Origin of the sequence: Marinobacter shengliensis, from assembly GCF_003007715.1 — a bacterium.
Taxonomy (GTDB): Bacteria; Pseudomonadota; Gammaproteobacteria; order Pseudomonadales; family Oleiphilaceae; genus Marinobacter; species Marinobacter shengliensis.
In genome coordinates, this window is the sequence record NZ_PXNO01000022.1 from 47,371 (window position 1) to 69,094 (window position 21,724).

Sequence of the window (21,724 nt, forward strand, 5' to 3'; positions counted from 1 at the left end):
CGTTTTCCGTTTTGGAACCCTCCCCCGAACCCCGACCATTCGCCAATCAAGCAGGCTACGAGGCCAAACCCCAAAACAAGGTCAGTCCTCAGAGCCAGCCTTAAAAAACACCACCTGTTTGACGGTATGGTCATCGGTGTTGGCCTTTTTGTTCACCCGCGTTTCAATCTCCGGAGCCTCCGGCTGCGGCTGGTCAGACAGGGCATCGGTATAACCACAGGCCACGCACTCGCGAATCTGGTCGCCAGCCTCGGTGGTGAACATCGTAATCTTATCCATCTCCGCGCAGCGGGGGCACACAGCGCCGGCGATGAAGCGTTTCGGACTTGCCATAACTTTACTCCAGTAACACACACCCGGTCGCCACTACGACAACCGGGGTGGATTGTATCAGGCCGCTTCGTCCGTGATGCCGGATTGTTTCAGCAGGGCATCCACCTGCGGTTCGCGGCCTCGGAAGGCTTTGAACAATTCCATGGGCTCCTGCGAGCCGCCTTTTTCCAGGATATTGTGCAGGAAAGCCTGGCCGGTTTCCGGGTCGAAGATGCCTTTTTCCTCGAACAGGGAGAAGGCGTCGGCGGCCAGCACTTCCGCCCATTTGTAGCTGTAGTAGCCCGCGGCGTAGCCACCCGCGAAGATGTGGGAGAAGCCGTTGGGGAACCGGTTGAACTCCGGCGCCTGGACCACGGCGATTTCTTCCCGGACTTTGCGGTGCATGTCCAGCGGGTTGGTGGGAGCCACGTCGGTGAATTCCGCGTGCAGGCGGAAGTCGAACAGTGAGAACTCGAGCTGGCGTATCATTCCCATACCAGACTGGAAGTTCTTGGCGGCCAGCAGCTTCTGCAGCAGGTCTTCCGGCAGTGGCTCGCCGGTTTCATGGTGGCTGGCGATCAGGGCCAGGGATTCCGGGTTCCAGCACCAGTTTTCCAGGAACTGGCTCGGCAGTTCGACGGCATCCCAGGCGACGCCGTTGATGCCGGATACATCCATTACCTCCACCTGCGTCAGCATATGGTGCAGGCCGTGGCCGAACTCGTGGAACAGGGTGGTGACTTCGTCATGGGTCAGCAGCGACGGTTTGCCATCCACCGGCGGGGTGAAGTTACAGGTCAGGAATGCCACCGGCAGCTGCAGCGTGCCACGCTGGTTGCGCCAGCGTACCCGGCAGTCGGCCATCCAGGCACCGCCGCGCTTGCCCTGGCGGGCGAACAGATCCAGGTAGAACCAGGCAATGGGCTGACCGTTACGGCTGATGCAGTAAGCTTTGGCGTCGTCATGCCAGGTTTCTACGTCTGCGTGCTCTTCAATTTGCACATCAAACAACTTCTCCGCCACCCGAAACAGGCCCGGCACCACTTTATCCACCGGGAACCAGGGGCGCAGGGTTTCGGGGGAAATGTCGTACTGCTTCTGGCGCAGCTTTTCGCTGTAGTAGCCGATATCCCAGGCCTGCAGGTCGTCTACACCGTATTCATCTTTCACAAACGCCTTCAGCTCGGCAAACTCCTTCTCCGCCTGAGGCTTGGACTTGGCCGCCAGCTGGTTCAGGAATTCCAGCACCTCGTCGACACTCCGGGCCATCTTGGTGGCCAGGGAACGCTCGGCGTAGTTATCAAAACCCAGCAGCTGGGCCAGCGCATGCCGGCGCTTAAGGATCTCCGCCATCACCGGTGTGTTGTCCCACTTGGCTGCATCCGGGCCTTGATCAGAGGCACGGGTCACAAACGCCTCGTACACCTCCCGGCGCAGTTCCCGGTTGTTGCAGTAGGTCATCACCGGGTAAAAGCTTGGGAAATCCAGAGTAATGACGTAACCATCCAGATCCTTCTGCCGCGCCGCCTGCTTGGCGCCCTCAATGGCGGTTTCCGGCAGGCCGGACAGCTCGTCCACGTCGGTAATCTGCTTGAACCAGTGCTGAGTGGCATCCAGCACGTTATCACTGAACTTGTTGGACAACTCCGCCAGCTCCCGGGACAGGTCCGCGTAACGCTTCTTCTTGTCCTCCGGCAAGTCGACCCCGCCCAGGCGGAAATCCCGCAGCACGTTCTCGATGGATTTACGCTGGGGCTCACTCAATGCCTTGAAATCCTCCCGTGCGGCCAGTTTCTTGTAGGCCTCACACAGGGCACCGTTCTGGCTGACTTCGGTACTGTACTCGGTCAGCTTTTCCAGACAGTTCTTGTACACCTTGCGCAGGTCATCGTTGTTCATCACGCCGTTCAGGTGTGAAATCACCGACCAGGCGTTGCTGAGCTTGTTCTCTAGCGCTTGCATCGGCTGGGCCAGGGTGTCCCAGGTTGGGTCGTCCTGCTGGGACAGCTCGGCAATTTTCATTCGATTCTCGCTGAGAATCTGGTCAATGGCTGTCTCCATGTGTTCGGTGCGGATATGACCGAACTTCGGCAACAAGTCATCTGTCAAAAGCGGGTTATTCATAAGTCCCCTTCTCAGCTGTTCGTCTTTAGGGTAGCTTCCCGTTTATCAAGTATTGGCGATTGGTGCGTGTGGGGTAGGCCTTTCCAAAACACGCTGTGAATACATCCTTGTACGCTCTGCTCCGCCATCCCTGGCTCCGCAAGGTTTTGGAAAGGCCTACCCCACACGCACCCCCAATCTTCGGGAAAACGAGATACAGGTATATGTAATGGCAAATGTACGAACTCACAAGGGTATCACACCACAATTTGGTGAACGGACCTGGGTAGATGAGAGCGCCGTGGTCATCGGCGATGTCCAGATGGGCGAAGACTGCTCGGTCTGGCCCATGACCGTCATCCGCGGTGACATGCACAAAATCCGCATCGGCGACCGCTGCAGCATTCAGGATGGCTCCGTTCTGCATATCACCCACGCCAGCGACTTCAACCCTGGAGGCTGGCCGTTAATCATTGGTGATGACGTGACCGTTGGCCATAAAGCCCTTTTGCATGGCTGTACCATTGGCAGCCGGGTGCTGGTGGGCATGGGGTGCACGGTGATGGACGGCGCCATCGTGGAAGACGAAGTGATTATCGGGGCTGGCACCCTGGTGCCGCCGGGCAAGCGGCTGGAGTCGGGATACCTGTACGTGGGCTCGCCGTGCAAGCAGGCCCGGGCACTGTCAGACAAGGAGCGCACGTTTTTCAAATACACCGCAGCCAACTACGTGAAGCTCAAAGACCAGTATCTTAACGACGCGTCATAAAGTGGTCTGAATACCGTGGCGCTGCCGTATGTTTCCGTGCCGTTACAAGCCGGGAGACAACCGTGGATCTGACAGACACCACCCATCAACGTGCATTGTTGTATCTTCGTGCCGTAAAGCACGATGCCTGCCCCGTTGCTCTGTCCCGCCTGCAACATGTGGTTGACCGGCACTGTTACGGGGCGGGCAATGCAGATCTGAACCATGTTCTGCCTGCCATTCAGCGTTCTCTTTCGACAGACACTGACAAGCACCAGGCTACCCCGCCGAAACTTACCCGCAGCCGGATCGGGTACCAGGGTGACTGAACCCCGTTGGCAGACTGTCGCCTACAAGCGGCGCGCTTTGCTCGCACTGCTGGTGCTGGGGCAGACAACTTTCGGCGTTTGGCTGCTTTCCCATAGCCTGTCCATGACCCAACAGGGGTGGCCCGCGGTACTGTTGGTTGTTCTGTTTTCCATTCTGTTTACCTGGATAGGCCTCGGGTTCTGGACCGCGGTGTTCGGCTTTGCAATGCTCAGGCGCGGGGGCGATCCCCACAGCCTCAGCCGCCGGTTCTCAGGGTGTGCGGGCGCCGGGCCGTTCAAAGGCCGGCTGGCGTTGGTGATGCCAGTCTGTCACGAACCGGTGCAACGTTCCCTCGGTAATCTTCAGGCTGTGTATCAAGAGCTTGAAGACAAGGGCTGGCACAACCAACTTGATGTCTATGTGTTGTCCGACAGTCAGGACCCGGAAGTCTGGCTTGAGGAGCAGGCAATCTGCGCTGAATTGAGCGCCGGTATGGCTGCCGGCAACCGGCTTTTTTACCGCCGCCGGCGAGTGAACCTGAACTTTAAAAGCGGCAACATCGCCGATTTCCTCCGACGATGGGGCGCCCGATACCGTTACATGGTGGTGCTGGACGCCGACAGCCTGCTCACAGCCTCAGCGATTGAAAAACTCGTTCAGTTGATGGAACAGCGTCCCCGGGCCGGCATTATCCAGACCGCACCCAGGCTGGTACGGGCGGATACCCGCTTTGCCAGGCTGCAACAGTTCGCCAATCGGTGCTATGGCCGAATCCACAGTGCCGGCCTGGCAGCCATTCAACTGGGTGATGCCAATTACTGGGGCCACAATGCCATTATCCGGGTAGCACCGTTCATGGCCCACTGCGGTTTGCGAAAGTTACGGGGTTGGGGGCTTTTTCGTGGCCCGATATTGAGTCACGACTATCTCGAATCTGCGCTTATGGGCCGCGCCGGTTTCGAGGTGTGGCTGGAACCGGCCATCGCCGGCAGCTATGAGGAATCACCGCCCACCCTCGGAGACGACCTGATTCGCGACCGTCGCTGGTGCCGGGGCAACCTGCAGCACCTGGTCCCCTTGCTCACGATGACCAAGCTGCGTTTTGCCCACCGCCTGGCGCTACTCACCGGCATTCTGGCTTATCTGGCCTCACCCCTGTGGTTGGCGTTTCTTGCCTTGTCTGGCTACCTCGCCATGGCGGGAACACCGGTTAGCCAACCGTTGCCCGGGCTGATCGGGGTGTCGTCCACAGGCTGGAACCTGGCTGGAGCCTGCCTGATCGGGCTCACCGTAACAACGCTGCTGGGCCCGCGGATTCTGGCACTGGTAGACCAGTGCCTTGCCCGGCGCGAGAGGCTGTTTGGTGGCCGGTGGCGGATGGCAGCCAGCACGGTCATTGAAACCCTGATATCACTGATACTGGCACCCATCCGAATGATCGCCCATAGCGGCCATGTCGCCGGTGCAGTCGTGAATAGCAGCTTGCGTTGGCAGGGGCAGAATCGAACCGGTGCCGGTGGGCTGGAGGAAGCGCTTCAGCACTTTGCCCGGCCCGCACTGGTGTGCGCCGGCGTACTGATTTTGATCCAGTGGTTCAGCCCGAACCTGACGCTCTGGGCCCTGCCGGTCACGATTCCGGTGCTGATTGCGCCGTTACTCACGGTGTGGCTAGCGGGCAAGCGCACCGGCCAACAAATGGTCATTCCCGAACAGGCATCCCCTGTGCCAGTCATCGCTCGCGCTTCGATGGACCACCCGCAGAACAATCGCCTGCCATCACTGAGCTGGTTCGAACAGACAGTGCTATCTCCCCGTTACCACTGTTGGCGGCAACGCCAACCCGGCCCCTCCGGGGGGAGCAAGCAACGGGTGTTGAATGCCCTGGTTAACCAGTGTGCAGCACAGGGCCCCGGCGCACTCACCAGCAGCCAGATCAGCCTGCTCTGCGACCACCCTGAAGCCATGCAATCTCTGCATCTCAAGGCTTGGCAGTCTGAGCCCGACTCACCTTGGGGTAGGGCACTTGCCCGACTGAGCCTGAACCTGAGCCCGATACAAACCGCTACTCACACCCACAGAAACCAACCGGAGCACTCCCCATGGATCGGCGTCGCCTCCTGAAATTCGGACTGGCACTGGCCGCTGGTGCCCCCCTTGCCCTGTCCGGCACCGGGCGAGCACTGGCCAGCGTTGCCGGCTCCGCCGGGCAGGTTTTTAGTGCCCGTTGGCTCCGGGAACACGCCCGGATATTGGCGGCCCAACCTTATCGCGCCCCCCAGAACCCCCTGCCGCCAAGCCTGCAATCCCTCAATTGGGACCAATATCAAGCCATACGCTACCGGCCAGAACAGGCACTTTGGCGGGAACGAGACAGCGCCTTTCAGGTCCAGTTCTTTCATTTGGGCCTCTACTTCCAGGAGCCCGTGCACTTCTACGAAGTGGTCAATGGCAGGGCCCACGCCTTGCCCTACCGGAACGAAAACTTCGACTATGGCGACAATGACGCGTTTGATGACCTGCCAGACAGCCTCGGCTACGCCGGATTCCGCGTGCATTTTCACCAGGACTTCAGCCGGGACATCGCAGCATTTCTGGGCGCAAGCTACTTTCGGGCGGTGGGGGAGTCGCGCCAGTACGGTCTGTCAGCCCGCGGCCTGGCGATCAATACCGGGCTGCCGCAGCCCGAGGAATTTCCTCGCTTCACCACCTTCTGGCTTGAACGCCCAGCCGAAGGCGACCTGTCACTGACGGTCCATGCCCTGCTGGATTCGCCGAGTGTGACCGGCGCCTACCGGTTTGTGATTCATCCCGGTGCCAACCTGACCATGGACGTGGAGGCCACCCTTTACCCCCGCAAGGAGCTGACACGCTTCGGGCTCGCGCCGCTCACCAGCATGTACCAGACCGGTGAGAATGATCGGCGCATGGCCAATGACTGGCGCCCGGAAATCCACGATTCCGATGGCCTGGCGATCTGGACCGGCAACGGCGAGCGCATCTGGCGCCCCCTGACCAATCCACAGCAACTGACGGTCAGCCATTTCGTCGATAACCAACCCCGGGGATTTGGCCTTCTGCAACGAGATCGGGATTTCAGCAACTACCAGGATGATGGCGTGTTTTACGAACAGCGGCCCAGTCTTTGGGTAACCCCCCAAGGTAACTGGGGCGAGGGCGCCTTGATGCTGGTGGAGATTCCGACACTCGATGAAACCTTTGACAACATCGTGGCCTTCTGGAATCCGAAGGAGTCCTGGCGGCCCGGAAAAGCCTACCCCATCGGGTACCGGCTCACCTGGGGCGAAACCATGCCGGATCAAAATCCGGAGCTTGGCGCCGTGGTCGCCACCCGCACCGGGGTTGGCGGCGTCATCGGTCAACCCAGAACCTACTTTTCCCGGCGCTTTGCGGTGGACTTTGCCGGCGGGAGCCTTTCAATGATGGACCGTCATGCCGGGGTCGAGGCAGTCGTGAGTGCCAGCCGGGGCAAGGTAGAACTGGTATCGGCCAGGCCGCTGCACGCCATCAACGGCTTCCGCGCCATGTTTGATCTGATTCCGGATGATGACACCAGCCCGATAGACCTGCGCCTTTACCTGAGAATAGGCTCCCAGGCACTGACTGAAACCTGGCTGTACCAGTACGCGCCACCACCGCCCGAGGCCAGATCGTTCTGATGCTGGCCGCCTTTGTATTGCTTAACGGGCTGTTGCTGCTACCCGCCATGGCACTTTCGGGCCCGGCGCCCTGGCTGGCGCTGGAAGCCCTGTTTATCTGGTGGCTGTTACACCGGCTGCCCAGCCAGCGTAACCGACTGGTACTGCTGTTCTCGAGCCTTTACGCCCTGATGGTCTTGCTGATTGCGGCCGACGCGCTGGTCCGTCAGAGCCTGGGGCGGGGCCTGAATCTGTATCTGGAAGTGAGCTTGCTGGATGCCGCCTGGCATCTGCTCCGCACCAACCTGGGTATCCCGGGGGCCGTACTGGTTTTGGTCGCGCTGATCCTGACGGCGGCCCTCGTGGCCTGGGTGTTTCGCCGGCTCGGACTGCACCTCGCCCGAACGCTGCCGTTACGGGGGCGGGCCCTGGGGCTCAGCGCCACGGCATTGCTCACGCTGGCCATACTGACCCCTTGGGTAGGGAGCCCGGCCCTGGCCTTCGTCGCCAATCAGGGATCGTTGATCAAACACACGCATCAGGCCACCTCGGCTTTTCGTGCCGGCCTGGAACAACAACCAACCGCCAGCCGGCAACCGCGCGCACTGCCGGGCCTGGCCAATACCGATGTGGTATTGGCCTTCGTGGAATCCTACGGCATCTCCGGGCTTACCGATGAACGTTACCGGCCGGTATTGGGCCCCAGGCTGGCCACCTTGGCCGAACAGCTGGATAGTGCCGGCCTGACCGTCGCCACCGGCCGCCTGAAAGCACCCATCCAGGGCGGGCAATCCTGGCTCGGCCATCTCTCGGTGCTCAGTGGGCAGTGGATCAACACCCAGATTGCCTATGAAGCGCTGCTGAGCAGCAACTACGCCACGTTGATCGATGATTTCCGGGTGACCGGGCATCAGACCATGGCGGTGATGCCCGCCATCACCCGGGAATGGCCGGAAGGTCAGCTATTTGGCTACCACCGCATTTATGATCAAGACGCGCTCGGTTACCAGGGGCCAGCGTTCAACTGGGTCACCATGCCCGATCAGTTCACCTGGCACCGGTTCGAACAGCTGCGACAGGCAACGCCGTCCCCGGTGTTCGCGGAGCTGGCACTGATCAGCAGCCACGCTCCCTGGGTGCCGATACTGCCAGTGCTGGACGACTGGGACAGCATTGGAGATGGCCGGATTTTCCAGCAATGGGAAGGCGCTGGCGAGGCGCCCGCCTCGCTCTGGCGGGATCCGGAACGGGTGCGGGAACATTACATTCAGGCCATCGATTACGCCCTGGCCGTTGCCGGAGACTACGCGGCTCGCTACCTCACTGACGAGTCACTGCTATTCATACTGGGTGATCACCAGCCAGCGCCACTCATCACTGGAGACGATGCCAGCAGAGATGTGATCATTCATGTGATCAGCCGCAACCCGACACTGGTAAACCCTTTTCTGAACGGAGACCTGTCAGGATTCCGGCCTGGTACCCTGCCGGATGAACATACCGATGGCGCCCCCATGAGCCGATTTCGGGCATTTCTGCTCACGCAGTTTGGCGAACCTTCAAGGCCCTTGATGCAGGTCAAAAAGTAACCAGAGGGGTGCTTGAAAACAAACCGGGCGATCCTATATTCGTGAATAGCAGAAGTTCACGGAGTCCATCCGGCTGGCGCCACCGGTATGGAGCTGTTCCGCGAGCGAAGCTGATGAAAATCTCAGGTTCGACATCGTTAAAGGAGGAGTTCCTATGAGCAATCTGACCCGCTGGAATCCGATCGGCGAATTCGAAGACATGATGAACCGCTACAACCGGATGTTCGGGCTTGCACGCACCAATGGCGAACGGGAAGGTAAAGACCTGTTCAGTCGCAGCGACTGGGCTCCGGCTGTGGATATCAAGGAAACGGCCGAAGCCTTCACTGTAGAAGCCGAATTACCCGGCATGAACAAGGACGATGTGAAGGTGACCGTGCACGATGGCGTGCTCACCATTCAGGGCGAGCGCAAGCACGAGGAAGAGACCAGTGACAAGAAGCACCACCGCATCGAGCGGGTCTACGGTAGCTTCCTGCGCCGGTTCACGTTGCCGGACAATGTGGACGAGAACAGTGTGAAAGCCAACTTCAAGGACGGCCTGCTGACTTTGAGCATCCAAAAGGCCGAACCCAAAGAGCCCAAAGCCATCGAAGTAGAAGTGCAGTAAGGCGATGTTCGGGCCGGGGCTCAGTTCCCGGCCGTTGCCTTTTGTTTTGCGCCGGCTTTTTCCAGAGCCCGGGCGTAGTCGCTGCTGCGACGGTGCTGTGACACCCGGTCCAAGATGGTCTGGCCGTGCTCATCTTCGGCGTTTAGATCGCGTCCGGCTTCCACAAAGAACGCCAAAAACCGTTCGAAATCACCTGCCCGCATGGACTCATAGGCGCGAATCAGCACGAAATGATCCGGGTTCAGGTTCTTGTCCCAGGGTGACAGATCGAGAAAGCTTTTAACCCGCTCGTCACTCCACTCTTCTCCAATAACCTTCGGTTTATCTGGTCCGCTCATGCTGAAAACTCCCGTTATCTGCCAAGGTTTGAGCGGCACAGTATAAGGCTTTGAATCTGCATCACTTATATGAATGCACTATGAGAATCTGCACTCAGGCTATAAGCGTTCAGGGGATGATTTCCACAGGCAAGTCGCGGGTGGGCACGGCATCGTCACACTCGGGATTACGAACCGATATTTCAACCCGCCGGTTCACCGCCCGGTTCTCCGCGCTATCATTGGCCACCAACGGCCGGGTTTCGGCACGGCCGGCCGCCACAACCCGCTCAGCCGGTACCTGGCGGTTCAGCACCAGTTCGTGGACGACAGATACCGCCCGGGCAGCAGACAAATCCCAGTTTGAGCGATACACGCTGCTGGATATGGGCACATCGTCGGTGTGGCCAGACACCACCACATCCCCGGTACAGGCCGACAGCACGGTAACCACCCGTTCGATGATCGGAATCATACCCGGCATGATGGCGGCATCGCCAGAACGAAAGGTGGCTTCTTCGGAGAAACGGATAACCACCTGGTCTTCATCGTAATTGATGTGCAAGGTATCGGAGGCAACTTCGGTTTCCAGCTCCTGGATCAACCGGCTGGCCAAGTCCAGGACACCACCGGGAATCTGTCGGGTTTCCGAGCGCTCGGTTCGCTCGTCAATGAACTCCGGCTGATCCTGCAGGTTTTCAGAAGGCTCCGGCAGCGATACGGTATCGGCTTCAATCAGGGTGAGGGGTGTACCGCCGATGTCCTCGGCCACCACATTGCTGGAGCCAAACGCCAGGGACATGGAGTTCGCCATGGCCCGGTACTTCTCGATATCCATCTCGGCGAACGACAACAGCAGGATAAAAAACGTCAGCAACAGAGTTGCCAGATCCGCGAAGGTGACAATCCAGTCGGGCGTACGCTTTTTGAGTGCGTTTTTTTTCAGTGGCCGCGCCGGTTGCAAACCTCAGGCCTCCCGCTCCGGTTCCAGGTTGGTCCGGTGCTCTGGTGTTACGTAAGACGACAGCAGCTCCGTCATAACCCGGGGGTTCTCACCACGCATGATGCTCTTGATGGATGTGATAATCAGCATCTGGTTGCGGGAATCGTCTTCCGCCTTGAGTTGCAGTTTATCCGCCAGGGGCAAGGCAATGAGCTGGGCAATAAAGGCGCCGTAGAGTGTGGTCAGCAGGGCAATGGCCATGGCCGGGCCAATGGATGAAGGGTCATCCAGAGTGTTCAGCATCTGCACCAGCCCCACCAGGGTACCCAGCATACCGATGGCCGGCGCGGATTCACCAATACCCCGAAACACTCGCTCAGCCACTTCATAGCGCTCTGCGGTTTGCTGGGTTTCCTGTAGCAGAGCCTCTTCTACCAGTTCCGGCGGGTGGCCATCTACACACAGGTTGATGGCTTTTTGCAGAAATTCATCGTCGGTTTCGTGGTTTTCCAGGCCCAGGATGCCCTCTTTGCGAACCACCCGAGCCAGTACACCCACTTCCCGGATCAGTTCCGCCGGACGGGGCAACCGGTCAGTAAAAGCCGAACGAAAAGCCAACCGGAAGGCGCTGACTACCGAGGGCATTCGGAACTTGATCAGTGTCACTGCGAAGGTGCCACCCAGAACAATCGCCAGTCCGGGCAGATTCAGGAAGGTGATGACCGTGGCGTTGGCCAGCATCGCCAGGACAACAATCAGGATTCCGGCAAGCAATCCGACAAGCGTGAGAATGTCCATGAACAACCCTTATGAAACGGCCGGAACCCGCGGCCTCAATCGGTTCGCAATTCTTCAATCACCGGCGCGGTTTCCGGACGCACACCCCGCCACACAAAAAACGATTCTGCGGCCTGTTCCACCAGCATTCCCAGGCCGTCATGCACCCGACGGGCACCGTTATCCAGGGCCCACTGATTGAAGGTGGTGGTCTGCAGAGAATACATCATGTCGTACACCACCGTAGCCGGCCCGATCACATTTGCAGACACCGGGGGCAAGTCTCCCTGCAGGCTGGCGCTGGTGCCATTGATGATCAGGTCAAACGGTTGATCCGGTGCCTCGAAACCACTGGCGCTCAATACCGTTGCGCCGGCATCTTTCGCAAACAGCCTGACCAGCGCTTCCGCCTTGGCCACCGTTCGGTTGGCAATGGTAAGCGCTGCCGGCTGCTCGGCCAGTATCGGGCCAATGACGCCCCGAGCGGCACCGCCAGCACCAAGCACCAGTACCTTCAAGCCTTTCAGTGCCACTCCGTGATTGTTCTGCAGATCACGGACAATACCGACGCCATCTGTGTTATCGGCCACCAGCTCGTTTTCTTGATCCAGGTAAAGGGTATTGGCGGCACCGGCTTTCTCTGCCCGAGGCGTCCGGTGGTCCGCCAGGGTCCAGGCCTGCTCCTTGAAGGGCACCGTTACATTCAGGCCCTTGCCGCCCCGCTCAAAAAAATGCCGCACGGTGCCGGAAAACTCATCAATCGGAGCCTGAATGGCGGTGTACTCCACCGGTTCGCCAGTCTGGCAGGCAAACAGGCTGTGAATCCTGGGCGACTTGCTATGGCTGATGGGGTTACCCACCACCGCGTAGAGTTCATTGGTCATTGGCGCCCTCCAGCCAGTTATGGCCCGTCAGGAAGTAGTCTGTCAGCCTGGCTTCTTCGCTGCCGGGCTCCGGCTGCCGGTCATAATCCCAGCGCACCAGCGGTGGCAGCGACATCAGAATGGACTCCGTGCGGCCACCGGACTGCAGGCCAAACAGAGTGCCCCGGTCATACACGAGGTTGAACTCCACATAGCGACCCCGGCGATAAAGCTGGAATTCCCGTTCCCGCTCGCCCCAGGGCTGGGCCATCCGGCGCCGCACAATCGGCTCGTAGGCTTCTATGTAACTGTCGCCTACCGCCTGCATAAAGGCAAAGTCCCGGGCAAAATCACCGGTATTGAGATCGTCAAAGAACAATCCACCCACACCCCGGGGCTCCTGTCGGTGTTTCAGATAAAAATAGTCGTCACACCATTGCTTGAACCGGGGGTAAACGTCATCACCAAACGGGGCACAGGCGTTGCGGGCGGTCTGGTGCCAGTGCACGCAGTCTTCCTCGTTGCCGTAGTAGGGCGTCAGGTCATAGCCACCGCCAAACCAGTACACCGGCTCGGCATCTTTTGGCGTGGCGATGAAGAATCTCACATTGGCGTGCGAGGTCGGCACGTAGGGGTTTTCCGGATGAATCACCAGTGACACGCCCATGGCCTGCCAGGGTGCACCGGCCAGATGGGGCCTATGCGCGGTGGCGGAAGCCGGCATGGTGTCGCCCATCACGTGGGAGAAATTCACACCCCCCTTCTCGATCACCTTGCCACCGCTGATCACCCGGCTGATACCGCCGCCGCCTTCCGGGCGCTGCCAGCTGTCACGGATAAACGTTGCCCCGCCATCGACCGCCTCAAGACGCTGACAGATGCGCTCCTGAAGCCCAATTAGATAGTCTTTGACGGCTTGGGTATCCGGCTGCTGTGACATGCACTCTCCTAGCGAAACTGTTTTCCGGTGACAATATCGATGATTCGGCTGGGCTTGCGGTTTCCACCCAGTGCTCCGGGCACAATACGGTCCAGCTCATCACCGAAGTAACGGCGTACCTGCCAGATGCTGCGGGCCGGCGCCCGGCCAGCGGGGTTGCAGGACGTGGACACCAGCGGCATGCCCGTGGCATCGCAAAGGGCCCGAACTACCGGATGGTCACTGACACGAACCGCAATGGAGCTGTGGCTGCCGCGCACCCAGTCCGGCACCTGCTCGAGCACATCCGGTACCAGGCAGGTAATCGGACCTGGCCAGTGCTGCTCGGCTTCCCATTGCAGCACCCGGGGCAAAGGGTCCAGCAGAAAGCGCACCTGATCAATAGACGCAGCCACCAGAATCATGCCCTTGTGCATCGGGCGCTGCTTTAATTCGAGGATGCGCTCAACCGCCTCGCGGTTCCAGGGATCACATCCCAGCCCCCAGACGGCCTCGGTGGGATAGGCAATAACGCCGCCGGCCAGAACGGTGCGGCGGGCACAATGGAGCTGCCATGAATGCAGGGGAGACGTCGCTGACATAACGAAATTGTACTATCCGGTTGGTCGAACCCAAATAATGCACCGTCAGCCCGCCCGGAGATAACCACCGGGAGCGGAATTAGCCAGCCCTTCCAGCTCCAGCAGCAACAAAGACTGCATCAGCTGATCGGCTGGCAGGCCCGTGGCCTGGCTCAGTGCATCGGTAGATTGTGGATCATACCCCAAAGCCTCAAGCACCGCGATTTCCCGACTGTCCAACCCGGACAAATCCCGCTCTGCAGGGCCGGTTTGATCACATTCCGATGCGGGCTGCATCGACCACCAGGTGCCCAGTTCCTCCAGAACGTCATCAGCGGTCTCCACCAGCCTTGCGCCCTGTTTGATCAACTGGTGACAACCCCGAGCCACCGGGCTGTGCACCGAGCCGGGAATGGCGAACACCTCGCGCCCCTGTTCCAGCGCGGTTCTCGCGGTGATCAGCGAGCCACTGCGCAGGCTGGCCTCAACCACCAGCACGCCACGGCTCAGGCCACTGATAATCCGGTTCCGTTGCGGAAAGTGGGCGGCCCGTGCCTGTGTTCCGGGCGGGTATTCCGAGACAATAAGCCCCTGCTTAATGATGCGCCCCGCCAGCTTTCGGTGTTGTGCGGGATACAACCTGTCGAGACCGCAGCCCACCACGGCAATGGTCGGAAAACCGGCATCCAGGGCGCCGGCATGGGCGGCACCGTCAATCCCCAGCGCAAGGCCACTGGTGATCAGAAGCCCGCGCCGGCTCAGTTCGGCGGCAAACTGCCGGGCGTGCTCCAGGCCAGCCCGGGTGGCATTGCGACTGCCGACAACGCCAAGCTGGTCCTTGTGCAGCAAGTCGGGATCACCCCGACCGTACAGCAACAACGGGGCGTTGTGGATGTGCCTGAGCGCATCCGGATACCCGGCTTCACCGTAACCAATCAGGAAAATTCCGGACGCCCGGCAGGCCGAGCATATCCGGCTTGCCTCCACCAACACCGGGTGCCCGGAATCGTCAGCCTGCCAGGCTATCACGGCATTGATGGCATCGGTGGCCAACCCCAGAGCTTTCAGGGTGGCGGCGTTCATTTCGAGGATATCAGTCAGCTGGTCGGTGTTGGCGAGTACCCGCTCACGCAGGCGAAGGCCAAACCGGGGCAGTAGAGACAACAGGAGCCAGCGGTCGCTGGCCGAATCCAGACAGTTACGTACAGACATCTTTTTTCATCCTTGAAAACGACAATGGCCGGGCGCTCCGGCCCGGCCATTCTACCTCATTACAGACAAGCCCATGCAGGGGTGATCAGGGGTTCTTGACCCGATCACCCACCGCCAGCGGGCGAGTCGCCTGAAGAATCAGGCCATAGCTCATCTTTTCGTAAGACTGGAACACCATCAGCAGGCCAGCCCGCTCGGACGGCAGCTCGATGGTTTCACCGGTGACCGGGTCACGGACCAGGTTACCGCTCTTCATGACTGCCAGCACGTGGCCCGGCATCAAGCCCTCACGTTCGCCGCGGTTGATGGCCACCACGTTGTACTGACCGATCTGGTTAACACCACCATCCACGGAAATCATCCGGCCCTCAATTTCCTCGTCCGGAGAGCTGGGCACGAAGTTGGTGGTCAGGCGGCGGTCTTCGTTGACCAGCAGGCGGTCACCGATGCGCACTTCCTCACTGGAACGGGTCAGGGTCATGGTCAGTACATCACCGTTTTCCGCGGTAATGTTACCCTTGGCGATGCTGCGCGCTTCCAGCCCCAGGAATTCACCGGTTTCAGGATCCACAAATTCCTTGCTGCGACGGAAAACGCCAACCCGGTCAGCCGGCTTCTGGCCACGGGCATAAACCCGGTCACCGGCACCGGTGATGATGCGACCATCTTCGCCTTCCAGCACGTAAGGTGCGCCGTTGATTTCAGCCGGAGAGACAATGCGGGTGTCGGTCAGGAAGCTGCTGATGGCATCCAGCGGGATGGCTGGAATCGGGGTATCGATCGCTTCGGAACGGATTTGCGGTGACAGCTTGACGACATCGCTGGTAGACACCTTGGTAATACGGGGCTTGCCATCGATGTACACCAGCGCCAGGCGATCACCCGGGTAAATCAGGTGGGGGTTGGCAACCTGCGGATTAACGTGCCAGATTTCCGGCCAGTACCAGGGGTTGTTCAGGAATCGCGCTGAAATGTCCCAGAGGGTGTCCCCTTTGACGACAGTGTAACGCTCAGGATGATCAGACCTGAGCTCGGGTTGTGCCTGGGCCCAGGAGGTAAACAGCAGCGCCGTCGCTGCCAGAGCGTACAACAATTTCCTCATTGTCTATATCCTTGATCGCGTGCCTTGAATCTTTGCGTTGGGTAACGTCGCAGCGGTATCCCCGCAGCTTATTACGTTGTTATTCCCGTTACTATAGAAGATGTTCGGGTATTTGTGATGTTATCTTTTGTTCTTCCAGTAAATTCTTCAGTATGGCTGAAAGATTTTAACTATTAACTGATCAGTTTGTACTCAATCGACAATTTATCGGATAATAGAGCCATTACGTTCTCCCCATCATAGATTCGTGGAGAAAATTTGCGCAGACCGCCGTCGCATTTCAGAGAAGCCAAAGCATTATGATTTTAGAGATTCTTGAGTACCCGGACCCGCGCCTTCGCACCATCGCCAAGCCGGTGGACGAGGTGACCGACGACATCCGCAAGCTGATCGACGACATGTTCGAGACCATGTACGATGCCCCCGGCATTGGCCTGGCGGCTACTCAGGTCAATGTGCACAAGCAGATCATCGTCATGGACCTGTCGGAAGACAAGAGCGAGCCCCGGGTGTTCATCAACCCGAAAGTGGAAGTACTGGACGGTGAGCTGGAAGCCATGCAGGAAGGCTGCCTGTCGGTACCCGGTTTCTATGAAGACGTGAAGCGCATCGAACACTGCCGGATTACCGCCAAAGACCGTAACGGTGAAGAATTTGTGCTTGAGGCTACCGGCCTGCTGGCGGTGTGCATCCAGCATGAAATGGACCACCTGAACGGCAAGCTGTTCGTGGATTACCTTAGCTCGCTCAAGCGTAACCGCATTCGCAAGAAGCTGGAAAAGCTCCACAAGCAAAGCGCCTGAGGCGCCAACAGCACAGAACCGAATTCAGACCGGGTTACGACCCGGTTTTTTCGTATCAACGACACAGAGAAGCAACCACCGTGCGCATTGTTTTTGCCGGAACGCCGGATTTTGCCGCCACTGCCCTGAAAGCCCTTCTGGAAGCCGGCTATAACCTGGTGGGCGTCTACAGCCAGCCAGACCGCCCCGCCGGCCGGGGCCGCAAACTGATGCCCAGCCCGGTCAAACAGGTCGCCCTGGACGCCGGCATTCCTGTGTTCCAACCGGTCAGCCTGAAACCGGAAGACGCCCAGCAGGAACTGGCTGAGTTAAAGCCAGATGTGATGATTGTGGCCGCTTACGGCCTGATCCTGCCCAAAGCCGTGCTGGACATACCGACCCACGGCTGCCTGAACATCCACGCTTCCCTGCTGCCGCGCTGGCGAGGTGCCGCCCCGATCCAGCGGGCCATTGCCGCCGGCGACGCCGAAACCGGCATCACCATCATGCAGATGGACGAAGGCCTGGATACAGGCGATATGCTGTTGAAAGTCACCACGCCGATCCACGCCGACGACACCGGCGGTAGCCTGCATGACCGCCTGGCGGACATGGGCGGCAAAGCGATTGTGGAAGCCCTGGTGCAACTGGCAAACAGCGAACTGGCCCCTGAGCCACAGAACGATGCCGACGCCAACTACGCCCACAAACTGTCCAAGGAAGAAGGCCACATCGACTGGTCCCGCAGCGCCATCGAGATCGAACGCTTGATTCGTGCCTTTAACCCCTGGCCCGGCACCTTTACCGATCTCGGCGAGCAACGCATCCGCCTTCATCAGGCAACCGCTCTGGAGCAGAGCTGTGACAAGGAGCCAGGCACCGTGATCAGTCGCGAGAGAGAAGGCGTTGAAGTCGCCTGCGGCACCGGTACCCTGAAGATTACGTCGGTGCAGTTACCCGGCAGCAAAGCCCAGAGCATCAGCGACCTGATCAACGGCGGCAAGCAGGTGCTGCTGCCCGGCCAGGAGCTGAACTGACCATGGCCTACCAGCCCCTGCCATTCCGTGCCGTCGCTGCCAATGTGTTGCTGGCAGTGGAAAGCGGCCAGTCATTGACCCAATGCCTGCCGCCAGCCCTGAACCAGTTACCCCCGGAACAACGGCCGCAGCTACAAGCGATCTGCTACGGCACCTGCCGCTGGTTTCACCGGCTTGAGGGTGAGCTGAACCAGCGCCTGAAAAAGCCCCTGCGCAAACCGGACCGCGTTGTTCATCACCTGATGCTGGTGGCCCTGTTCCAACTGCGGTTCAGTGAACAGGCCACCTACGCCGTGCTGAACGAAACCGTGGAAGCCTGCCGGGCGCTGGACAAACCGCACCTCACCGGCCTGGTCAACGGCGTGTTGCGGGCTGCGGAAAGGGAAGGTGCGCCGGAGCCGAAAGACGACAGCAGCCGCTACAGCCATCCGGTGTGGATGGTGGAAAAGCTGCGCCACAACTGGCCGGACGACTGGCAAACCATTCTCGAAACCAACAACACCCAGGCGCCCATGACCCTGCGGGTAAACGCGCTGCGTTTCAGCCGTGATGAGTACCTGAAGCTACTGTCTGAGGCAGGTATCGAGGCCAAACCTACCCGTTTCGCCCCCCACGGCATCCAACTGGATCGCCCGGTGCCGGTAGAACGTCTGCCCTGGTTTGAAGACGGCGGCGCCAGCGTTCAGGACGAAGCCGCGCAACTGTGCACCACTCTGCTGGACCTGCAACCAGGCCAGCGTGTACTGGACGCCTGCGCAGCTCCCGGCGGCAAGACCTGCGCCATTCTGGAGGCCTGTGGCGAACTGGACGAAGTGATTGCCATCGACGAATCCGCCGAGCGCCTGCCCCGTGTACAGGAGAACCTGGACCGGCTCGACCTGCACGCCACCCTGACACAGGCGGACGCCGCCGATATCGACAGCTGGTGGGATGGCAACCCGTTTGACCGCATCCTGCTGGACGTACCCTGTAGCGCCACCGGCGTGATCCGCCGGCACCCGGACATCAAGCTGCTGCGCCGGGAATCCGACATCGTGCCCCTGGCCAGCATTCAACTTGGCCTACTGGAGGCCATGTGGTCTATCCTGAAACCCGGTGGCCGGTTGGTGTACGCTACCTGTTCGGTGTTTCCTCAGGAAAACCACCGTATAATCCAGCGGTTCCTGAAACAGCAGGACCAGGCCCGGCTGATAGAGATTGATGCCGACTGGGGTCAGGACATGAACACCGGGCGCCAGTTACTGCCAGACCCGGACAGCCATGACGGCTTTTTCTACGCCGTGCTGGAGAAACCTGAACTATGAAAATCCTGATACTCGGTGCGGGCCAGGTAGGCGGCACCCTGGCGGAAAACCTCGCCAATGAAGCCAACGACATCACGGTGATTGACAGCGACAGCGCCCGCCTTCGTGAGCTTCAGGACCGGCTGGACATCCGCACCATGCATGGCCGCGCCTCCTACCCCACGGTACTGCGCCAGGCCGGCGCCGAAGACGCCGACATGGTGATCGCCGTAACCAACAGCGACGAAACCAACATGGTGGCCTGCCAGGTGTCCAAGCTGTTGTACAAGACACCCACCACGATCTGCCGGGTGCGGGCAAACGCCTATCTGGCCAAATCCGAGCTGTTCTACCGTCGTGACATGGACAAAGACCTGGACAGCCTCCGGGGCTTTCCCATCGACGTGCTGATCAGCCCTGAACACCTGGTCACCAAACATATTACCCGGCTGATCGAGTACCCGGGCACCCTGCAGGTGCTCGAGTTCTCCAAGGGCCTGGTCAGGCTGGTGGCCATACGGGCGACCAAAGGCGGGCCACTGGTAGGCCATGAGCTGTCCTACCTGCGCACCCACATGCCCAAGATCGATACCCGGGTGGCCGCGATTTTCCGCAAAGATCGGGCCATCATGCCCCAGGGCGACACCGTCATCGAAGACGGCGACGAGGTGTTCTTTATTGCCGCCTCCGATCACATTCGCTCGGTCATGAGCGAGCTTCAACCCCTGTCCAAGCCCTACAAACGCATTTTTATCTGCGGTGGCGGCAACATTGGTTACCGGCTGGCCAATACCCTGGAAAGCCGCTACCAGGTGAAGATTCTTGAGCGGGACCATGACCGCTGTGTGATGCTGTCCGAACGTTTACGTAAAACCGTAGTGCTGGAAGGCAACGCCGCCGACAAGGACATCCTGCTGGAAGAGAACATCGAAAACACCGATGTGTTCTGCGCCGTCACCAACGACGACGAAGCCAACATCATGGCATCCCTGCTCGCCAAGCGGCTGGGTGCCCGCAAGGTGCTGACCCTGATCAACAACCCGGACTACGTCGACCTGATCCAGGGCGGTGATATCGATGTCGCCATCTCGCCCCAGCAGACCACCATCGGCAGCCTGCTCACCCACGTGCGCCGGGGCGATGTGGTGAACGTTCACTCGCTGCGCCGGGGCGCTGCGGAAGCAATTGAGGCCATCGCCCATGGTGACCACCGGTCATCCAAGGTGGTCGGCAAGCGCCTGGACGAAATCAATCTGCCACCAGGTACCACCATCGGCGCCATCGTTCGCCACAACGAGGTACTGATTGCCCACGACCATATTCGAGTGCAGCCCGATGACCACGTGATCCTGTTCCTGGTGGACAAAACCCGGATCCGGGACGTGGAAAAGCTGTTCCAGGTGGGCCTCACCTTCTTCTGATTGATCTCAAGCAAAACAACACCCTGGCTGGCACTTAGAAATGCAACGCCAGCCAGCGTATAATGCGCGTTTTCAAATTTCGGAGTGCCCCGCAAACCGGGGCGCCACACACAGACTGACCAGCAGGCAAACGTCGTGACAGACAAGGCAACCAACAACTCCGCGCCGGACATCAAGACCTTTCAGGGTCTGATCCTGGCACTGCAGAATTTCTGGGCGCAGCACGGCTGCGTGGTTCTCCAGCCCCTGGACATGGAAGTGGGCGCCGGTACTTTTCACCCGGCCACCTTCCTGCGTTCCATCGGCCCGGAAACCTGGAACTCCGCCTACGTCCAGCCCAGCCGCCGACCCACAGACGGACGCTACGGCGAGAACCCGAACCGCCTGCAGCACTACTATCAGTTCCAGGTGGTTCTGAAACCGTCACCGGACAACATCCAGGAGCTGTACCTGGATTCCCTGCGCGCCCTGGGCCTGGACCCGCTGGTACACGACATCCGCTTTGTCGAGGACAACTGGGAATCCCCCACGCTCGGTGCCTGGGGCCTGGGTTGGGAAATCTGGCTGAACGGCATGGAAGTGACCCAGTTCACTTACTTCCAGCAAGTCGGCGGCCTGGAATGCTACCCGGTCACCGGCGAGCTGACCTACGGGCTTGAGCGTATCGCCATGTACTTGCAAGGCGTGGACAGCGTGTACGACCTGGTGTGGACCAAAGGCCCGGACGGTGTGGTCACCTACGGCGACGTGTTCCATCAGAACGAAGTGGAGCAGTCCACCTACAACTTCGAACACGCCGACACCGAGTTCCTGTTCCACAGCTTCGACGTGTACGAGCGGGAAAGCGCCCGCCTGATCGAAGCCGGCCTGCCACTGCCTGCCTACGAACAGGTACTCAAGGCCTCTCACACCTTTAACCTGCTGGACGCCCGCCACGCCATTTCCGTGACCGAGCGCCAGCGTTTCATCCTGCGTGTACGCACCCTGGCACGCTCCGTTGCCCAGGCTTACTTCGAGAGCCGCCGCAAGCTGGGCTTCCCGCTGGCGCCCGAGCATCTTCGCAAGGAAGTGCTGGCCGCCGCCGAGGCTGCTGACGCCAAGGCCAACAAGAAGGGCAAGAAAGCCAACAAGGCACCGCAGGAACAGGGGAACGCATAATC

General features: G+C 59.9%; 21 protein-coding genes. 11 read left to right on the plus strand and 10 right to left on the minus strand.

What is annotated here, in order from left to right; genetic code table 11:
- Positions 1 to 81: 81 nt before the first annotated feature.
- Positions 82 to 333, minus strand: coding sequence for a YheV family putative zinc ribbon protein (locus C7H10_RS08710; RefSeq protein ID WP_061331385.1), 252 nt, complete (start codon positions 331 to 333; stop codon positions 82 to 84).
- A gap of 57 nt (positions 334 to 390) precedes the next feature.
- Positions 391 to 2,436 (minus strand): oligopeptidase A, encoded by a 2,046-nt coding sequence (gene prlC, locus C7H10_RS08715; protein ID WP_106694562.1) that lies wholly within the window; start codon positions 2,434 to 2,436, stop codon positions 391 to 393.
- A 208-nt stretch (positions 2,437 to 2,644) separates the two neighbouring features.
- Between prlC and C7H10_RS08720 the strand changes: the two genes are divergently transcribed.
- The 6 genes from C7H10_RS08720 to C7H10_RS08740 all read left to right on the plus strand — a co-directional run bounded on the left by C7H10_RS08720 (position 2,645) and on the right by C7H10_RS08740 (position 9,327).
- Positions 2,645 to 3,184, plus strand: a complete 540-nt coding sequence (locus C7H10_RS08720) for a gamma carbonic anhydrase family protein (protein ID WP_106694563.1) — start codon at positions 2,645 to 2,647, stop codon at positions 3,182 to 3,184.
- A gap of 62 nt (positions 3,185 to 3,246) precedes the next feature.
- Positions 3,247 to 3,492: a hypothetical protein gene (locus C7H10_RS19195; protein WP_167392887.1), complete on the plus strand. Its 246-nt coding sequence runs from the start codon at positions 3,247 to 3,249 to the stop codon at positions 3,490 to 3,492.
- Entirely contained in the window at positions 3,485 to 5,593 is a 2,109-nt protein-coding gene (gene mdoH / locus C7H10_RS08725; RefSeq protein WP_244178230.1) for a glucans biosynthesis glucosyltransferase MdoH, read from the plus strand. Before C7H10_RS19195 ends, mdoH begins: the two co-directional genes overlap by 8 nt.
- Positions 5,572 to 7,149, plus strand: a complete 1,578-nt coding sequence (locus C7H10_RS08730) for an OpgD/OpgG family glucan biosynthesis protein (RefSeq protein WP_106694565.1) — start codon at positions 5,572 to 5,574, stop codon at positions 7,147 to 7,149. The genes mdoH and C7H10_RS08730 overlap by 22 nt, the downstream gene beginning before the upstream one ends.
- Complete coding sequence (locus C7H10_RS08735; protein ID WP_106694566.1) at positions 7,149 to 8,717, plus strand: alkaline phosphatase family protein; 1,569 nt, start codon at positions 7,149 to 7,151, stop codon at positions 8,715 to 8,717. Before C7H10_RS08730 ends, C7H10_RS08735 begins: the two co-directional genes overlap by 1 nt.
- A gap of 154 nt (positions 8,718 to 8,871) precedes the next feature.
- Positions 8,872 to 9,327 carry an Hsp20/alpha crystallin family protein gene (locus C7H10_RS08740; protein ID WP_058091842.1) on the plus strand — a complete coding sequence of 152 codons (456 nt, stop codon included), beginning with the start codon at positions 8,872 to 8,874 and terminating at the stop codon, positions 9,325 to 9,327.
- A gap of 20 nt (positions 9,328 to 9,347) precedes the next feature.
- On the opposite strand, the gene C7H10_RS08745 is transcribed toward C7H10_RS08740, so the two are convergent.
- The 8 genes from C7H10_RS08745 to C7H10_RS08780 form a co-directional block, all read right to left on the minus strand.
- Positions 9,348 to 9,665 (minus strand): PA4642 family protein, encoded by a 318-nt coding sequence (locus C7H10_RS08745; protein ID WP_058091841.1) that lies wholly within the window; start codon positions 9,663 to 9,665, stop codon positions 9,348 to 9,350.
- 109 nt (positions 9,666 to 9,774) lie between these two features.
- On the minus strand, positions 9,775 to 10,608 hold the full coding sequence (locus C7H10_RS08750; protein WP_058091840.1) for a flagellar motor protein MotB: 834 nt from the start codon (positions 10,606 to 10,608) through the stop codon (positions 9,775 to 9,777).
- 3 nt (positions 10,609 to 10,611) lie between these two features.
- The gene (locus tag C7H10_RS08755) at positions 10,612 to 11,385 is read right to left on the minus strand and encodes a motility protein A (RefSeq protein ID WP_061331392.1); all 774 of its coding nucleotides are present in this window, start codon (positions 11,383 to 11,385) and stop codon (positions 10,612 to 10,614) included.
- 35 nt (positions 11,386 to 11,420) lie between these two features.
- Positions 11,421 to 12,248: a shikimate dehydrogenase gene (gene aroE, locus C7H10_RS08760; protein WP_106694567.1), complete on the minus strand. Its 828-nt coding sequence runs from the start codon at positions 12,246 to 12,248 to the stop codon at positions 11,421 to 11,423.
- A complete protein-coding gene (hemF, locus tag C7H10_RS08765; RefSeq protein WP_106694568.1) occupies positions 12,238 to 13,167 on the minus strand; it encodes an oxygen-dependent coproporphyrinogen oxidase in 930 nt (309 codons plus the stop codon). Before hemF ends, aroE begins: the two co-directional genes overlap by 11 nt.
- 8 nt (positions 13,168 to 13,175) lie before the next feature.
- Positions 13,176 to 13,748: an L-threonylcarbamoyladenylate synthase type 1 TsaC gene (gene tsaC / locus C7H10_RS08770; RefSeq protein ID WP_106694569.1), complete on the minus strand. Its 573-nt coding sequence runs from the start codon at positions 13,746 to 13,748 to the stop codon at positions 13,176 to 13,178.
- A 45-nt stretch (positions 13,749 to 13,793) separates the two neighbouring features.
- Positions 13,794 to 14,939, minus strand: coding sequence for a DNA-processing protein DprA (dprA, locus tag C7H10_RS08775; protein WP_106694570.1), 1,146 nt, complete (start codon positions 14,937 to 14,939; stop codon positions 13,794 to 13,796).
- A gap of 85 nt (positions 14,940 to 15,024) precedes the next feature.
- Positions 15,025 to 16,041, minus strand: a complete 1,017-nt coding sequence (locus C7H10_RS08780; RefSeq protein ID WP_061331396.1) for a LysM peptidoglycan-binding domain-containing protein — start codon at positions 16,039 to 16,041, stop codon at positions 15,025 to 15,027.
- Positions 16,042 to 16,337: 296 nt separating this feature from the next.
- On the opposite strand from C7H10_RS08780, the gene def reads away from it, so the two are divergent.
- The 5 genes from def (at position 16,338) to glyQ (ending at position 21,722) form a co-directional block, all read left to right on the plus strand.
- Positions 16,338 to 16,844, plus strand: coding sequence for a peptide deformylase (def, locus tag C7H10_RS08785; RefSeq protein WP_082780516.1), 507 nt, complete (start codon positions 16,338 to 16,340; stop codon positions 16,842 to 16,844).
- An 80-nt stretch (positions 16,845 to 16,924) separates the two neighbouring features.
- The gene (gene fmt / locus C7H10_RS08790) at positions 16,925 to 17,860 is read left to right on the plus strand and encodes a methionyl-tRNA formyltransferase (RefSeq protein WP_106694571.1); all 936 of its coding nucleotides are present in this window, start codon (positions 16,925 to 16,927) and stop codon (positions 17,858 to 17,860) included.
- A gap of 2 nt (positions 17,861 to 17,862) precedes the next feature.
- A complete protein-coding gene (rsmB, locus tag C7H10_RS08795) occupies positions 17,863 to 19,164 on the plus strand; it encodes a 16S rRNA (cytosine(967)-C(5))-methyltransferase RsmB (protein WP_106694572.1) in 1,302 nt (433 codons plus the stop codon).
- Positions 19,161 to 20,564, plus strand: coding sequence for a Trk system potassium transporter TrkA (gene trkA, locus C7H10_RS08800; protein ID WP_061331400.1), 1,404 nt, complete (start codon positions 19,161 to 19,163; stop codon positions 20,562 to 20,564). The genes rsmB and trkA overlap by 4 nt, the downstream gene beginning before the upstream one ends.
- Positions 20,565 to 20,699: 135 nt before the next feature.
- Entirely contained in the window at positions 20,700 to 21,722 is a 1,023-nt protein-coding gene (gene glyQ / locus C7H10_RS08805; protein WP_058091829.1) for a glycine--tRNA ligase subunit alpha, read from the plus strand.
- Positions 21,723 to 21,724 lie beyond the last annotated feature (2 nt).

Coding starts and splice junctions, on each gene's coding strand:
- C7H10_RS08710 (WP_061331385.1), bottom strand. CDS start 333: ATGGCAAGTCCGAAACGCTTCATCGCCGGCGCTGTGTGCCCCCGCTGC.
- prlC (WP_106694562.1), bottom strand. CDS start 2,436: ATGAATAACCCGCTTTTGACAGATGACTTGTTGCCGAAGTTCGGTCAT.
- C7H10_RS08720 (WP_106694563.1), top strand. CDS start 2,645: ATGGCAAATGTACGAACTCACAAGGGTATCACACCACAATTTGGTGAA.
- C7H10_RS08730 (WP_106694565.1), top strand. CDS start 5,572: ATGGATCGGCGTCGCCTCCTGAAATTCGGACTGGCACTGGCCGCTGGT.
- C7H10_RS08735 (WP_106694566.1), top strand. CDS start 7,149: ATGCTGGCCGCCTTTGTATTGCTTAACGGGCTGTTGCTGCTACCCGCC.
- C7H10_RS08740 (WP_058091842.1), top strand. CDS start 8,872: ATGAGCAATCTGACCCGCTGGAATCCGATCGGCGAATTCGAAGACATG.
- C7H10_RS08745 (WP_058091841.1), bottom strand. CDS start 9,665: ATGAGCGGACCAGATAAACCGAAGGTTATTGGAGAAGAGTGGAGTGAC.
- C7H10_RS08755 (WP_061331392.1), bottom strand. CDS start 11,385: ATGGACATTCTCACGCTTGTCGGATTGCTTGCCGGAATCCTGATTGTT.
- aroE (WP_106694567.1), bottom strand. CDS start 12,248: ATGACCAATGAACTCTACGCGGTGGTGGGTAACCCCATCAGCCATAGC.
- hemF (WP_106694568.1), bottom strand. CDS start 13,167: ATGTCACAGCAGCCGGATACCCAAGCCGTCAAAGACTATCTAATTGGG.
- tsaC (WP_106694569.1), bottom strand. CDS start 13,748: ATGTCAGCGACGTCTCCCCTGCATTCATGGCAGCTCCATTGTGCCCGC.
- dprA (WP_106694570.1), bottom strand. CDS start 14,939: ATGTCTGTACGTAACTGTCTGGATTCGGCCAGCGACCGCTGGCTCCTG.
- C7H10_RS08780 (WP_061331396.1), bottom strand. CDS start 16,041: ATGAGGAAATTGTTGTACGCTCTGGCAGCGACGGCGCTGCTGTTTACC.
- rsmB (WP_106694572.1), top strand. CDS start 17,863: ATGGCCTACCAGCCCCTGCCATTCCGTGCCGTCGCTGCCAATGTGTTG.
- trkA (WP_061331400.1), top strand. CDS start 19,161: ATGAAAATCCTGATACTCGGTGCGGGCCAGGTAGGCGGCACCCTGGCG.